General features: G+C 48.5%; 14 protein-coding genes. 1 reads left to right on the top strand and 13 read right to left on the bottom strand.

Translation table 11 applies throughout. The annotated features are described in order from the left end of the window. Positions 1-31 precede the first annotated feature (31 nt). Both asnB and B5E64_RS03730 read right to left on the bottom strand, forming a co-directional pair. On the bottom strand, positions 32-1906 hold the full coding sequence (gene asnB, locus B5E64_RS03735) for an asparagine synthase (glutamine-hydrolyzing) (protein WP_087167182.1): 1875 nt from the start codon (positions 1904-1906) through the stop codon (positions 32-34). A 65-nt stretch (positions 1907-1971) separates the two neighbouring features. Next, positions 1972-2700: an NAD-dependent protein deacylase gene (locus tag B5E64_RS03730; protein ID WP_087167181.1), complete on the bottom strand. Its 729-nt coding sequence runs from the start codon at positions 2698-2700 to the stop codon at positions 1972-1974. Between the two features lie 166 nt (positions 2701-2866). Between B5E64_RS03730 and B5E64_RS03725 the strand changes: the two genes are divergently transcribed. Next, positions 2867-3760: a YitT family protein gene (locus B5E64_RS03725; RefSeq protein WP_087167180.1), complete on the top strand. Its 894-nt coding sequence runs from the start codon at positions 2867-2869 to the stop codon at positions 3758-3760. Between the two features lie 161 nt (positions 3761-3921). Here B5E64_RS03725 and B5E64_RS03720 read toward each other — a convergent pair whose 3' ends face one another. The 11 genes from B5E64_RS03720 to fabK form a co-directional block, all read right to left on the bottom strand. Further along, entirely contained in the window at positions 3922-4719 is a 798-nt protein-coding gene (locus B5E64_RS03720; RefSeq protein ID WP_087167179.1) for a DUF6612 family protein, read from the bottom strand. 151 nt (positions 4720-4870) lie between these two features. Beyond that, entirely contained in the window at positions 4871-5317 is a 447-nt protein-coding gene (locus B5E64_RS03715) for a MarR family winged helix-turn-helix transcriptional regulator (RefSeq protein WP_087167178.1), read from the bottom strand. Positions 5318-5359: 42 nt separating this feature from the next. Continuing rightward, positions 5360-6430 (bottom strand): nitronate monooxygenase family protein, encoded by a 1071-nt coding sequence (locus tag B5E64_RS03710; protein WP_275532783.1) that lies wholly within the window; start codon positions 6428-6430, stop codon positions 5360-5362. A gap of 14 nt (positions 6431-6444) precedes the next feature. Further along, the gene (locus B5E64_RS03705) at positions 6445-8142 is read right to left on the bottom strand and encodes an acetyl-CoA carboxylase carboxyltransferase subunit alpha (protein ID WP_343284044.1); all 1698 of its coding nucleotides are present in this window, start codon (positions 8140-8142) and stop codon (positions 6445-6447) included. A gap of 27 nt (positions 8143-8169) precedes the next feature. Then, a complete protein-coding gene (locus tag B5E64_RS03700) occupies positions 8170-9504 on the bottom strand; it encodes an acetyl-CoA carboxylase biotin carboxylase subunit (protein ID WP_087167176.1) in 1335 nt (444 codons plus the stop codon). Positions 9505-9539: 35 nt separating this feature from the next. Then, complete coding sequence (fabZ, locus tag B5E64_RS03695; RefSeq protein ID WP_087167175.1) at positions 9540-9968, bottom strand: 3-hydroxyacyl-ACP dehydratase FabZ; 429 nt, start codon at positions 9966-9968, stop codon at positions 9540-9542. Positions 9969-9983: 15 nt separating this feature from the next. Continuing rightward, the gene (gene accB / locus B5E64_RS03690; RefSeq protein WP_087167174.1) at positions 9984-10448 is read right to left on the bottom strand and encodes an acetyl-CoA carboxylase biotin carboxyl carrier protein; all 465 of its coding nucleotides are present in this window, start codon (positions 10446-10448) and stop codon (positions 9984-9986) included. A gap of 12 nt (positions 10449-10460) precedes the next feature. Beyond that, entirely contained in the window at positions 10461-11699 is a 1239-nt protein-coding gene (fabF, locus tag B5E64_RS03685; protein WP_087167173.1) for a beta-ketoacyl-ACP synthase II, read from the bottom strand. 22 nt (positions 11700-11721) lie between these two features. Beyond that, the gene (gene fabG / locus B5E64_RS03680; protein WP_087167172.1) at positions 11722-12456 is read right to left on the bottom strand and encodes a 3-oxoacyl-[acyl-carrier-protein] reductase; all 735 of its coding nucleotides are present in this window, start codon (positions 12454-12456) and stop codon (positions 11722-11724) included. Between the two features lie 50 nt (positions 12457-12506). Then, positions 12507-13427, bottom strand: a complete 921-nt coding sequence (fabD, locus tag B5E64_RS03675) for an ACP S-malonyltransferase (RefSeq protein WP_087167171.1) — start codon at positions 13425-13427, stop codon at positions 12507-12509. Beyond that, complete coding sequence (gene fabK, locus B5E64_RS03670) at positions 13420-14358, bottom strand: enoyl-[acyl-carrier-protein] reductase FabK (protein ID WP_087167170.1); 939 nt, start codon at positions 14356-14358, stop codon at positions 13420-13422. Before fabK ends, fabD begins: the two co-directional genes overlap by 8 nt. Between the last annotated feature and the right edge of the window lie 42 nt (positions 14359-14400).

Genomic DNA, 14400 nt, shown 5'->3' with positions numbered 1-14400 from the left:
AGCGGTTCTTTTCTATTTTAATTACTGTTTTTTAATGTGCGCAGTCTGCCTCGATCTTATCCAGATCTCCGTTGTTGATAAAGTATGCTTTATACCACATCAGGAACGTATAGACTACCCAGATCTGAATGGAATGGGTTACCTTTCCTTCTTTATGTTCTTCCAGAAGCTGCAGAATTTTCTTACGGTTAAAGAATTTTCCTGCTGTCTCGCTCTTGAATTCTTTTTTGATCATTTTGTAATACTGATCTTCTCTCATCCAGTTCGGAAGCGGGCTCGGGAACATGAGTTTCTTTCTCTCCGCGCTCTTCTTGCTGAATTTACGGTCCGCAAGGGCACGGAACGCAAGCTTCGTGTTGGATTCGTTGACCTTGCATTTTGCCGGAATCGTCCGGGCAGTCTTGAATACTTCGATATCCATAAACGGAACACGAAGCTCCAGTGAGTTTGCCATGGACATCTTGTCCGCTTTCAGGAGGATCTCCTGACGCAGCCACATATTGAAGTCCAGATACTGCATCTTGGACACATCGTCCAGATCCGGCACCTTGTCATAAAATTCTTTAGCAATATCCAGCGGATTTCTGCTCTTGTATTTTTTCTTGAGGAACGCATCCCGTTCTTCATATTTGAAGACGTTGCTGTTGCCGATATAACGTTCTTCCACATCCTTGCTTCCGCGGATCAGGAATCCTTTTCCCTTGAATTTCGGAAGTGGTGTGACAACCTTTGCCACTGCCTTTCTGAACCACTTCGGAAGCTTCTGATATCCGCCAAGAGAGATGTTCTCATGGTAGATATTGTATCCGCCGAACATCTCGTCCGCACCTTCTCCGGAAAGTGCTACCTTGAAGTCCTGAGAACAACGGTTGGAGATGTAGTACAGAAGGTTCGCGCTCGGGTTGGCCAGCGGCTCGTCCATGTAATACTGAATCTTCTCCGCATCGTGGAAATATTCTTCAGCAGATACCTTCCGTCCGATATTACGGATGCCAAGCTCGTCTGCCAGCTCCTTTGCGTGAGGCGCTTCGCTGTATTTCTGCTCTACAAAGTCGATCGTAAATGTCGTCAGATCCACCTTATCCTTCAGTTCATATGCCACGTAGCTGGAATCCACGCCGCTGGAAAGGAAGGAACATACCGGCACGTCTGCGATGATGTGTTTGTTCACGGAATCTTCCAGAACACCGTCCAGCTTATCTGCTACACTCTCGATCGTCTGATTTTCATTGATGTCAAAGGTCGGCTCCCAGTACATCTTCACGTTTACCTTGTCATTTTCATAGGTAAAGTAATGTCCTGGCAACAGTTTGTATACATTCCTGAAGAAAGTCTCTTCTCCAGGAATACATCCGAATGTCATGAAGTCCGGAAGCTTCTCCTCGAACAGCTCTTTCTGGAAATCCGGGTGAGCCAGGAAAGACTTGATCTCGGATCCAAACAGGAACGTGCCGTCCTTATGGTAATAATAAAACGGTTTGATCCCGAAATGGTCTCTTGCGCCGAACAGTGTCTTCTTCTTTCTGTCAAAGATGACAAACGCGAACATTCCTCTCAATTTTTTAAGCAGTCCTTCCTTGCCCCACTCTTCGTATCCGTGGAGAAGGATCTCGGAATCTGTATGTGTTGTAAATACATGTCCGGCCTGAATCAGCTCTTCTCTGATCCCCTGATAGTTGTAAAGCTCGCCGTTAAAGATCAGCACCAGATTTTTGTCTTCATTGAACATCGGCTGGGACCCGCCTTCCAGGTCGATAATACTAAGTCTGACAAAGCCCAGTCCGACTCCGCCTTCCACGAAGGCATCCTGTGAATCCGGCCCTCTGTGGCGAATCTTATCTGTCATCTTCCGGATCACGGAAGCATCGTACTCTTTCATTCCTGCATAACCTGCAAATCCGCACATACTTTCTCTCCTTTATATAAATGTCTCCTGATATCAATATACTAACTTCATTATTTTAGCGAATTTCACTGTGGATTGCAAGAGATTTGTTCCATCACTTTTCCGATCGGTTCCCGGATCACAAGATCCGCCCGGACAGACCGCCCTGTTTCCGCCTTGTTGATCAGCACAAGATACTTTCCGCGGAAGTAGTCGATAAAACCGGCCGCCGGGTAAACGACAAGGGAAGTCCCGCCGATAATCAGCATATCCGCATGAGCGATCGCCTCCACGGAATTCTGGATTGTCTTTGTATCCAGCCCTTCTTCATAGAGCACCACATCCGGCTTGATCATCCCGCCGCAGCTGCATCTTGGAATGCCCTCACTGTTTTTCACATACTCTGCATCATAAAATTTACCGCACTCCATGCAGTAATTTCTGTGAATACTTCCATGCAGTTCATAGACCGTCCGGCTTCCCGCCTTCTGGTGGAGTCCGTCAATATTCTGAGTGACAACGGCAGAGAGCTTTCCTGCCTGCTCCAGTTCGGCCAGTTTCCTGTGGGCCGGATTCGGCTCCGCGTCCAGACAGAGCATCCGGTCCTTATAAAACCGGTAAAATTCCTCCGGATTTCTCAGAAAAAAGGTGTGGCTTATGATTGTCTCCGGTGGATATTTATACTTCATATTGTATAAACCGTCTTCACTGCGGAAGTCCGGAATGTTGCTCTCGGTGGAGACTCCTGCTCCTCCGAAGAATACGATATTCCTGCTCTCATCTATCATCTGCTGAAATTTCCTGATCTCTTCCATGTCCTTCTTCTCCTTTCGTTTCTTTCTCTGCTTTTCCTCGTTTTTCCTTTAGTATAGCACAGTTTCATCATACTGATAAGATTTCCTGATTTTCCGGAAATCTCTTGTTCCCCTTCTTTTCTTCCTGTATACTGATTCGTATCTGAAATAGAAAGGACTGACAGGTATGAATGAGAGCATTTCCAAAAAAGTATTGAATATTATTACAATCTTAATCGGCAACGCCATCTATGCGCTCGGTGTTGTCGTCTTTATTCTTCCAAATGACCTGATCACCGGGGGAACGACTGGTCTTGGAATTGCGTTTGAACATTATTTTAATATCCCCATTTCCATGTTCGTCTTCTGTTTCAACGCCGTTATGTTCGTGCTTGGAGCAGTTGTCCTTGGAAAAATGTTTGCACTGACAACACTGATCAGCAGTTTCTTTTACCCGATCATTCTCGGTGTATTTGAAAGAATTCCGCAGCTTGCTAATGTCACCAGCGACCGGATGCTCGCAACCGTCTGCGGCGGACTGATGATCGGATTTGCCATCGGAATCGTGATCCGGGCAGGAGCCTCCACGGGAGGAATGGATATTCCACCTCTTGTCCTGAATAAAAAGTTCGGGTTTCCGGTGTCTGTCATGCTCTATCTCTTTGACTTTACGATCCTGATTCTCCAGATGCTCTTCTCCGACAAAGAGCAGATCATCTACGGAATCCTCCTTGTCCTGATCTACACCGTCGTCCTGGACAAAGTACTCCTCACCGGACACGTTCAGACTCAGGTCAAGATCGTAAGTAAAAAGCACAAAGAGATCAATCAGATGATCGTCCAGAAGCTGGACCGGGGCTCCACTATCCTGTACGGGGAAACCGGATATCTTCACACCGATCAGCCGGTAATTATGACTGTCATCTCCAACCGCGAGCTGACAAAGCTCAATCAGGAAGTCAATAAAATTGATCCGGAAGCCTTCATGATTATCTCCCGTGTCAACGAAGTCAAAGGACACGGCTTCTCCAGCGGTAAGATTTACCGGAACAAAAAGACTGCCGCCGTATCCGGAAAATAAAATGTTCTGAACGGTTCTTAAATGTAAAAAATCCGGAAGTCGCTTTGAATGAGACTTTCCGGATTTTTATATTACTCTTTCATCAGTTTATGGAGGCTTTCTTCAGAAAGTTCCCGTTCCTTTGCAATTTGGCTGTCTTCCATACCCTTCTTTCGCTTTTTTTATTCCAGAAGATCCTGCGATACTTCTGTGTAGGAGGACAGGTCTTCCGGCAGTGTGATTTCCACCTTTTTACCCGGATCTTTCAGGGTACTTGTCATCTTTGTATTCACGCTGACTTCGCTTCCGCTGATATTCATCAGAAGATCCATATCAACATTACTTTCGATATAATAGCCGTCCGGATTGATCAGATAGGATCCTCCTGCCTTCTCGATTGTAAAATCCGCCGTTTCTGTTCCGGTCTGCATATTGGAAAGAATCTCCTTTGTATAGTTGGTCATCTTCTCCGGATCTCCGGTAAAGGTAAGTCTCGTATTTTCCCCCTCTTTTTCTGCCGTCAGCTCCGTCATGGCTTCCGAGGATACTGTGCCGCCCATGCTGTTTTCCACCTGCTCCGTAATCGCTTCCAGATCGTACGGATATTTGAGCTTCTGGCCTGATGTCTCCATATAATAGTAGCCGTCTGTGTAAAATGCAGTCATCTCGATATTCTGCCCGAGGAGTGAGGTCGTCGTCTCCATCTGATACTGTAGATCCGATGTATTGTATCCGGACATCAGCATATCGACATTCATATCGATATCCACCGTCTCTCCGGCCTGCTCCAGCGTCATCTTCGTTCCCATTGTCATGTCCAGATCTGTCAGTTCCCCGTTTTTCTCCACCGCAGCCTGGTAAAGTTCCTGTGGATCCGGTTCTTCCTGATTCTGACTGCATCCTGCTGCCGTCAGAAGACCGATGCAGCAGATTCCTGCAAGAATCCTTTTTCCCATCTTGTTTTCTGTCCGTCGTTTCACCGTTTCTTCCCTCCCTTTCTGATTTCAGGCCTTCCGGCCTTTCCAAAATCCTGTCCGTATTTTCTTCCAGTTACGGAAGCAGCCGCAAAACAGCTCTTAAAAGCTGCCCTGCGGCTGTTTTATTCAGTGTACCATCCGGTACAAAAACATGTCAATACTGTTCCCGATAGGATTTGAAAAAGTCGGACAGACTGTCCAGCGTTTTGACGAGAACCGGAATCTCATCCTCTGAGAGGGCGGATACGACTGCTTCCGTCATCTTCCTGTGAAAATCTGCATGATGGTGGTACGCCTTTTCCCCCTTTTTTGTCAGGCGGATATTGACCACTCTTCGGTCCTGGGAACTCCTCTCCCGGACCACATACTTTTTATTGACAAGACTGTTCATGGAGGTGGTAAGAGATCCGACAGTGATTTTCAGTTTTTTTGCGATTGCCGACATATTGTTTCCTTCTCCGAGGCCCACCGCTTCAATAATATGCATATCGTTGTTCGTAATGTCCTTATATTCTTCTGTGATCACTGCTTTTCCTTCCAGCTCCCAGATTTCATTGAACAAATGAACCAGGATTTCGTTGATTGCCCTGTATGCGTCCACGTTTTTTTTTGCTCCTTTACCTGTCTATCTTTCGTCTTGTCCCTATTCTTCTCCCATCAGTGAACCTATCACTTCCCTGACAGTCGTGATCTTCTGCTGTCTGTACGCCTCTTTTCCGCAGAAAAGAAGTGCTTCCTCCACATCCCCTTTGGCCGCTGCCACGAGGCGTTCTGTAATGCAGTACGGAATTTCGGACGGATTGCATTTATGAAGACATCCAAGGCATTTCTTCGGAGTAAATTTCTCCCCGTCCATCACTCTTTTCATAAATGGATTTAAGATTGCACGCCCCGGCATTCCTACCGGACTTGTCACAATGCAGATGTCCTCTTCTCCGGCGTTTATGTATGCTTCCTTATAACGGATATCCGCATCACATTCTTCTGTCGTCACAAAAAGGCTCGCCGTCTGCACACCGTCCACGCCAAGCGCCATGGCCGCTTCCACCTTCTCTTTTGTGTCAATGCCGCCGGCCAGGACAACCGGAATTTTTCTTTCATACTTCTCTTCGTACTCCCGCACGGCCTTTAAGATGGACTTTACTTCTTCATTGTATGCCTTATCGTCAAATATCTCAAGCTGTTCTTTCGTAAATCCAAGATGTCCTCCTGCCTTCGGTCCCTCAATCACAAGCAGATCCGGCACCCGGTTGTACTTTCTGTCCCAGTATTTCAAAATGACTCTCGCCGATTTTTCAGTTGAAACAATCGGTGCGATCTTCGTATCGGTTCCCTCCACATAGCGCGGGAGCTCTGTAGGCAGCCCGGCTCCCGAAATAATCAGATCACATCCGATGGCAGCCGCATGCCTTACATACTCCTCGTAATGCTTCAGCGCTACCATGATGTTAAATCCGATCACTCCGTCCGGCACGGTCTTTCTGGCCTTTTGGTATTCACTTTCCATGGCCCGCAGGTTGGCCTGAAACGGATTTTTTTCAAAATCCGCTTCCCGGAATCCTATCTGCGCATTGGAAATGATCCCCGCCGCGCCCTCTTTTGCAACAGCACCTGCAAGTCCTCCCATGCTGATACCGACTCCCATTCCCCCCTGAATGAGAGGAATTTTGATTTGTTTATCGCCGAGCGAAATCGGCGGCCATTTTGTGTTCACTTTTCGTTCCTTTCCTACATCCGACGGAATCTCCGGTAACGTTTTTCAACCAGAGCATCTGCATCCATCTCCATGTACTCACAAATAAATTTCTTCAGACTTCTGTCCAGTCTGTCTGCCACTTCCTCCAGATTTGCGGAAGTAAAATTATCCGGCTCCGGAATCACCTGCTCGACAATCTCCATGCTCTTTAAATGGTTTGCCGTCAGCTTCATGACCCCCGCCGCCTCTTTTGCCCGTTTGCTGTCTTTCCAGAGAATGGATGCAAATCCTTCCGGAGAGAGGATCGAGTAGATCGAATTTTCCAGCATCCACACTTCATCCGCGGTCGCGATGGCAAGCGCTCCTCCGCTTTCTCCCTCTCCGATCACGATGGATACAACCGGTGTTTTCAAGCCGGACATCTCATAGATATTTCTCGCAATTGCCTCTCCCTGTCCTCTTTCTTCTGCTTCAATTCCGCAGAACGCTCCCGGTGTATCAACAAAACAGATGACCGGGCGGTGGAATTTCTCCGCCTGCTTCATCAGACGCAGCGCCTTTCGGTATCCGTCCGGGGAAGGCATTCCGAAATTCCGGAGAATATTTTCTTTTGTCGTTGTGCCCCGTTCCTGCGCAATGACTGTGACCGGCATTCCGTGGAATCTTGCGATTCCTCCGATAATCGCCTTGTCATCTTTGAAATACCTGTCACCGTGCAATTCAATAAAGTCGGTAAACAAGGTGTGAATATAGTCACTTCCTACCGGGCGGTCTTTTCTTCTGGAGATCTGAACCCGCTCCCAGGAGGTCAGCCCTTTATATGGAGCACGTTGTTCCTCTCCTTCGTTCTGACAGCATTCCTGCCGCCAGTCTTCCCCGTTCTCTTCGATTTTATGCATGCTGAGAATAGATGCAAGCACTTCCTTCATCTCTTCCCGCTCTACAATCCGGTCGATGAAACCGTGCTCCAGCAGAAATTCCGATTTCTGGAATCCTTCCGGCAGCTTCTGTCCGATCGTCTGCTCAATGACACGCGGTCCGGCAAAACCGATCAATGCGTTCGGCTCTGCCAGAATGACATCGCCAAGCATGGCAAAACTTGCCGTTACTCCGCCGGTTGTCGGATTAGTCAGGACCGAAATGTAGAGAAGCCCGGCATCACTGTGCTTTTTCAGAGCCGCAGATGTCTTTGCCATCTGCATCAGGGAGACAATGCCCTCCTGCATTCTTGCTCCGCCTGAGCAGGCAAAAATGATCACCGGAAGTTTTTCTTCGGTAGCCCGCTCTACAGCACGGGCGATCTTCTCTCCGACTGCCCATCCCATACTTGCCATCATGAAGCGTCCGTCACAGATGCCAAGTACCACTTCATTTCCATTGATCTGCACTTTCCCGGTCATGACGGCCTCATCAAGATTTGTCTTCTCCTGGAGAGCCTTCACCTTCTCTTCATATCCCGGAAAGCTTAACGGATTGCCCGCATTCAGGCCGTGATCCCACTCTTCAAACGTCCCTTCGTCCGCGATCATCTCCACTCTTCTTCTGGCATGTACCCGGAAGTAATTGTGGCACTTCGGGCAGATATAATAATTGTTCTTGACATCCTCTGTCACAATCGCCGCCTTGCACGCATTACACTTTTTCAGCAGACCTTCCGGCACCTCCGGTTTTCCCTTTTTATCTGAAGTATGAATCGTTATGTAGTTTTTTCGTTCTGTTTTTTTAAACATATTGGATAATTTCATGTCTTTTCACTCCTACAAACGCTCGATAAACTCAATATCAATATTTCCGCTCTGATAATCCGGATGGTTGATCAGTTCGTACAGATAGTCAATATTTGTATCGATTCCTTCGATGATAACCTCCCCGAGGGCACTTCTCATTTTGCTGATCGCTTCCGGTCTTGACTTTGCATGGACAATCAGTTTTGCCAGCATGGAGTCATAGTACGGCGGCACTGTATAGCCGCTGTAGATTGCGGAATCGATCCGCACTCCCTTTCCTCCCGGAAGGTAGATATCCGTGATGGTTCCCGGTGACGGGCGGAAGTTCTTTGCCGGGTTTTCCGCATTGATACGGCACTCAATCGCATGTCCGGTCAGTTTGACGTCCTCCTGGCTGATCTTTAAATGCTCCCCGGAAGCAATGCGGATCTGCTCTTTTACCAGGTCAATTCCGGTTACCCACTCGGTTACCGGATGTTCTACCTGGATTCTTGTATTCATCTCCATAAAATAGAAGCTGCCATTCTTTTCAAGCAAGAACTCGATAGTTCCGGCATTTTCATAATTGGCCGCTTTCGCCGCCTTTACAGCTGCTTCTCCCATCTTCTGACGAAGCTCCTCGCTCAATGCAAGAGACGGAGACTCTTCGATCATCTTCTGATGGTTTCTCTGAATGGAGCAGTCCCTCTCTCCTAGATGGATGACATTGCCATAGTGGTCCGCCAGAATCTGAAACTCAATATGACGCGGATGTTCCACAAAATGCTCGATATACATCATGTCATCGCCGAAGGCTGCCTTTGCTTCTTTCTGGGCTGTCGTAAATGCCTTGGAAAACTCCTCCGGAGTCTTCGCTACACGCATGCCTTTTCCGCCTCCGCCAAGCGCCGCTTTCACGATAACCGGATACCCGATCCGGTCTGCCTCTTCGGCGCCTTTTTCTTCATCGAAGACCGGCTCCGTACTTCCCGGAATGACCGGAACTCCGGCAGATATCATCGTATTTCTTGCCTCGGCCTTGTTTCCGAGTTTCTCTATTACTTCCGCTTTCGGTCCGATAAATGTAATATTGCATTTTTCACAAAGCTCTGCAAACCTGCTGTTCTCGGACAAAAATCCGAATCCCGGATGAATTGCGTCCGCTCCGGTAATCATCGTCGCGCTTAAGATCTTGTCCATGCTCAGATAACTCTCCGAAGAAGGAGCCGGCCCGATGCAGACCGCCTCGTCCGCAAGCTGTGTGTGCAGTGCTTCCCTGTCTGCTTCCGAATATACCGCAACCGTTTCGATTCCCATCTCACGGCACGCACGGATAATCCGTACCGCAATTTCACCCCTGTTTGCAATCAAAACCTTCTTAATCATATCTGCCTCCGACCTCGTTTTTATCTTTTTCTCATCTAGCCGACCATGAAGGTCAGTTCTGCGCTCACAACGACTTTACCGTCCACGCTTGCGATCGCTTCCCCGACACCAACCGGTCCTTTCTGTTTGATGATCCTTGTTTCCAGTTTGACTTTGTCTCCCGGAACAATTTTTCCTTTAAATTTACATTTGTTGATTCCGCCAAAGTATGCGATCTTTCCTTTGTTTTCTTCTTTGCTCAGGATCGCAACCGCTCCGACCTGCGCCAGAGCCTCTACAGTCAGAACACCCGGCATTACCGGTTCCTGCGGAAAATGTCCCCGGAAGAAATCCTCCCGGAATGTCACACATTTATAACCTGTCGCGAATTCGCCCGGTTCGTAATCTTCGATATAATCTACCAGAAGAAACGGGTGGCGGTGCGGCAGAATTGCTTCGATCTCTTTAATTCCCAGATGTTTCATCCTGTTTCACCTCAATTATCTGATCCGGAACAGAGGCTGTCCATATTCTACGCCCTGTGCGTTTTCCACAAGAATTTCCTCCACTGTTCCGTCATATTCACTTTCGATTTCATTCATCAGTTTCATAGCTTCCACGATGGCAAGGACCTGCCCTTTCTTCACCGTGTCGCCCACCTTCACATACGGATCTGCATCCTCGGACGGTGCCGCATAGAAAGTTCCGACAAGCGGGGATGTTACAACCTTGCCTTTCTGCACATCCGGTTCTTCAGAAGCTTCGATCGCCGCTTCCGTTTCCTGTGCGGTAATCACTGCTCCCTGTACCGCAGCCGGGGCTGTCGTCTGCGCGTCAGCCGCAACAACCTTGACACTGCTTTCTTTTCCCATTTTGATACAGACACTCTCTGTCTCATATTTGAACTCTGTAAGCTTTGAATCCGAAACCGTGTTAATCAGTTTTAAAAGCTGTTCCAGCTCCATGTCTACACTCTCCTATTCTTCGTATTTTTTGATCAGAAGGGTCGCATTGTGTCCGCCAAATCCAAGAGAATTACTCATGGCATAGCGGATTTCCTTCTCAACCGGCGCACCGACTGCATAGTTTAAGTCACATTCTTCATCGACATTTTCTGTTCCCACTGTCTGGTGGATAAATCCTTCTTCCACGGATTTTACGATCGTTACGAACTCCACTCCGCCTGCTGCTCCGAGCAGATGTCCGATCATGGACTTGGTAGAGTTGACAACCACATCTTTTGCCGCATCTCCGAGCGCGGATTTGATGGCGATTGTCTCAAACAGATCGTTGTGGTGTGTACTTGTTCCGTGTGCGTTGATATAAGTTATATCCTCCGGTTTTACGCCTGCCTCTTTCATGGCATCTGTCATGGCACGTGCCGCACCGCTTCCGTCTTCAATCGGGGAAGTGATGTGGTAAGCATCGCCTGTCGCACCGTATCCTACCACTTCTGCGTAAATCTTTGCCCCCCTTGCTTTTGCGTGCTCCAGCTCTTCCAGAACAACAATACCGGCTCCCTCACCGAGAACGAATCCGCTTCTGTCCTTGTCAAACGGAATGGATGCCCGCATCGGATCATTGGATGTGGTCAGTGCGGTCAGAGCAGTAAATCCTCCCACACCTGTCGGACAGATGGCACTTTCCGTACCGCCTGCGAACATCACTTCCGCATCCCCGTACTGAATGGCACGGAATGCATCTCCGATACAATGGGTTCCGGATGCACATGCTGTCACAACGTTTGTACATTTTCCTCTTGCACCAAGCTGAATGGAGACATTTCCTGCCGCCATGTTGGAGATCATCAGAGGCACCATCAGCGGATGTACCCTGTTTGGTCCTTTTTCCACAATCTTTGTATATTCTCTTTCTACAGTCTGCAGGCTTCCGATTCCGGACCCTACAATGACTCCGACACGGAACGGATCTTCCTGTTCCATATCGATGGCCGCATCTTTACATGCTTCCAGCGCAGCGGCAACCGCATACTGCGAAAATGTTTCCATTCTCTTTGCCGCTTTAAAATCCATATAGTTTTTCGGCTCGAAATCCTTAACCTCGGCCGCAATCTTCACTTTATAATCAGAAGTGTCAAACTTCGTAATCTCTCCGATTCCGACTTTTCCCGCTTTGACTCCTTCCCAGAATTCCGGTACGCTGTTTCCGATCGGAGTGATCGCTCCCAGTCCTGTTACAACTACTCTTCTCTTCATATTTCGTCTCCTTCTTCGCTTTTTACATTCCGCCGTCTACACAGATGACCTGTCCGGTGATATACCGTGCGTCATCCGATGCCAGAAACGCCGCTGTCTTTGCGATGTCTTCCGGCTGTCCGAATGTACCGAACGGAATCTGCGCTTTCGCTGTTTCTTTCACTTTCTCCGACAATACTTCCGTCATTTCTGTCTCAATAAATCCCGGTGCGATGGCATTGACCGTGATGTGGCGGGAAGCAAGCTCTTTTGCGCATGCTTTCGTAAGTCCGATGATTCCCGCCTTGGATGCAGCATAGTTTGCCTGTCCCGCATTTCCATACACCCCTACGACAGAGGAAAGGCTGATGATGCGTCCGCTTCTCTGCTTGAGCATCTGTCTGGAAGCAAACCGGATACAGTTAAACGCTCCCTTTAAGTTCGTGTCTACAACAGCATCAAAATCCTCTTCGCTCATCTTCATCAGAAGTCCGTCTCTTGTGATTCCTGCATTGTTTACCAGAATGTCTACCCGCCCGTAGGTGCTGATAATCTCCTGGAACATTTCCTCGCAGGCTTTAAAATCGGCTACGTTGCACTGTCTGATCTCGGCTTTATTTCCCTCCGCCTCGATCTGTGCCCTCACCTCTTCCGCTTTTTCTCTGGAGCCGTTGTAGTTGACAATCACAAGTGCCCCTCTTCTTGCAAGCTCCATCGCGATCGCCTTTCCAATGCCTCTTGATGCTCCTGTCACTACTGCTACTTTCTGCTCTGTCATACTCTATACTCCTTACGTATATCAAATTTCAGACCGCTTCGGATCTGATCTTATTTCAGCGCTTCTGCTACTTTTTCCACGTCTTCCCATGTTCCGATATTGTACATGGCAACGTCACGGCTGATCTTTCTCATAAATCCGGCCAGTGTTTTTCCCGGTCCGATTTCCACGAAAGTGTCTACACCTTCCTCGATCATCTTCCGGATGCTCTGCTCCCATCTTACAGATGAGGATACCTGCTGTCCCAGAAGGCCTTTGATCTCTTCTTCGTTTTGTACATATTCCGCTGTCACATTGGTCACATACGGAATCTCCAGCTTGTGGATTTCTACGTTTTCCAGTTCTTTTAACAGCTCTTCTCCTGCACTTTTCAGAAGCGGTGAGTGGAACGGTCCGCTGACATTGAGCATTACAACACGTTTTGCCCCTGCCGCTTTCAGCTTTTCCGATGCGTCTTCCACACCGGCAGTCACTCCGGTAATTACAATCTGTCCCGGACAGTTGTAGTTTGCGATCGTTACGCCTTCGATGTCCTCAATCACTTCTTCGATGGCTGATGCTTCCATTCCAAGAACTGCCGCCATGGCTCCCTCGCCTGCCGGCACTGTATTCTGCATCAAAATTCCTCTTTTACGCACTGTGCGGATTGCGTCCTCCCCGGACATGCCGCCCGCAACAGCAATGGCGCAGTATTCGCCAAGGCTTAATCCTGCTGTGACGTCCGGCCGGATGCCGTGTTCGCTTACCACTTTTGTCATGGCAAGACAGGTTGTCACAAGCGCCGCCTGCGTGTACTCTGTCAGATCCAGTCTGTCGTTCTCCTCGAAGCACAGTTCCTTCATGTCGAGATCCAGAATTTCGGATGCTCTGTCAAATACGGCTCTTGCGCTTTCGCTGTTTTCATAAAAATCCTTGCCCATTCCTGCTTTCTGGGCTCCCTGTCCAGGGTAGATAAATGCTATCTTACTCATAGAATCCCGCTCCTTTGATGAGTGCATCTGTCTCGCTTACCAGCTTCTCGATAAACTCTTTACAGGTCAGCACTTCTTTGAACATCGCCGCGCTCTGTCCTGCCATCACGCTTCCTGTTACGACGTCTCCGTCTACGACTGCTCTTCTCAAGCCGCCCAGCGTCATCTGTTCCAGTTCCTCAAATGTCGCGCCTTCCTGTTCTTTTTTGATGTACTCTTTTGCCATCTGGTTTCTGAGTACACGTACCGGGTGTCCTGTGGAACGTCCGGTTACACGGGAATCAATGTCTTTTGCCTTGATAATGCTGTTTTTATAATTTTCATGAACCTGGGATTCTTTTGTAACAACAAATCCGGTTCCAAGCTGCATTCCTCTTGCGCCAAGCATAAATGCCGCTGCCATGCCGCGTCCGTCTGCAATTCCTCCTGCTGCGATGACCGGAATGTTGACTGCGTCAACCACCTGCGGCACGAGAACCATCGTTGTATTTTCACCGATGTGTCCGCCTGCTTCTGTTCCCTCTGCCACGATGGCATCTGCTCCGCAGCGCTCCATTCTCTTTGCCAGAGCCACGCTTGCTACAACCGGGATGACCTTTACGCCTGCTTCCTTCCACATTTTCATGTATTTTTCCGGGCTTCCGGCACCGGTTGTCACGACTTTGACGCCCTCTTCCACGATGACTTTTGCCACGTCATCGGCATACGGGCTCATCAGCATGATGTTCACTCCAAACGGTTTGTCAGTCAGCTCTTTTGCTTTTCTCACCTGATCTCTTACCCAGTCTGCCGGAGCGCTTGCCGCACCGATCAGTCCAAGTCCGCCTGCATTGGATACAGCCGCTGCAAGTTTATGTTCTGCCACCCAGGCCATTCCGCCCTGAATGATCGGATATTCAATACCCAGGATCTCTGTAATTTCTGTCTTCATCCCAATATCCCTTCCTTATCTGTTTTCCAGCAATATGTTTCT

It is taken from the genome of Drancourtella sp. An12 (genome assembly GCF_002160935.1).
In the GTDB taxonomy this organism is placed as follows: Bacteria; Bacillota; Clostridia; order Lachnospirales; family Lachnospiraceae; genus Sellimonas; species Sellimonas catena.
This window is presented reverse-complemented; position numbering and strand designations above follow the sequence as displayed.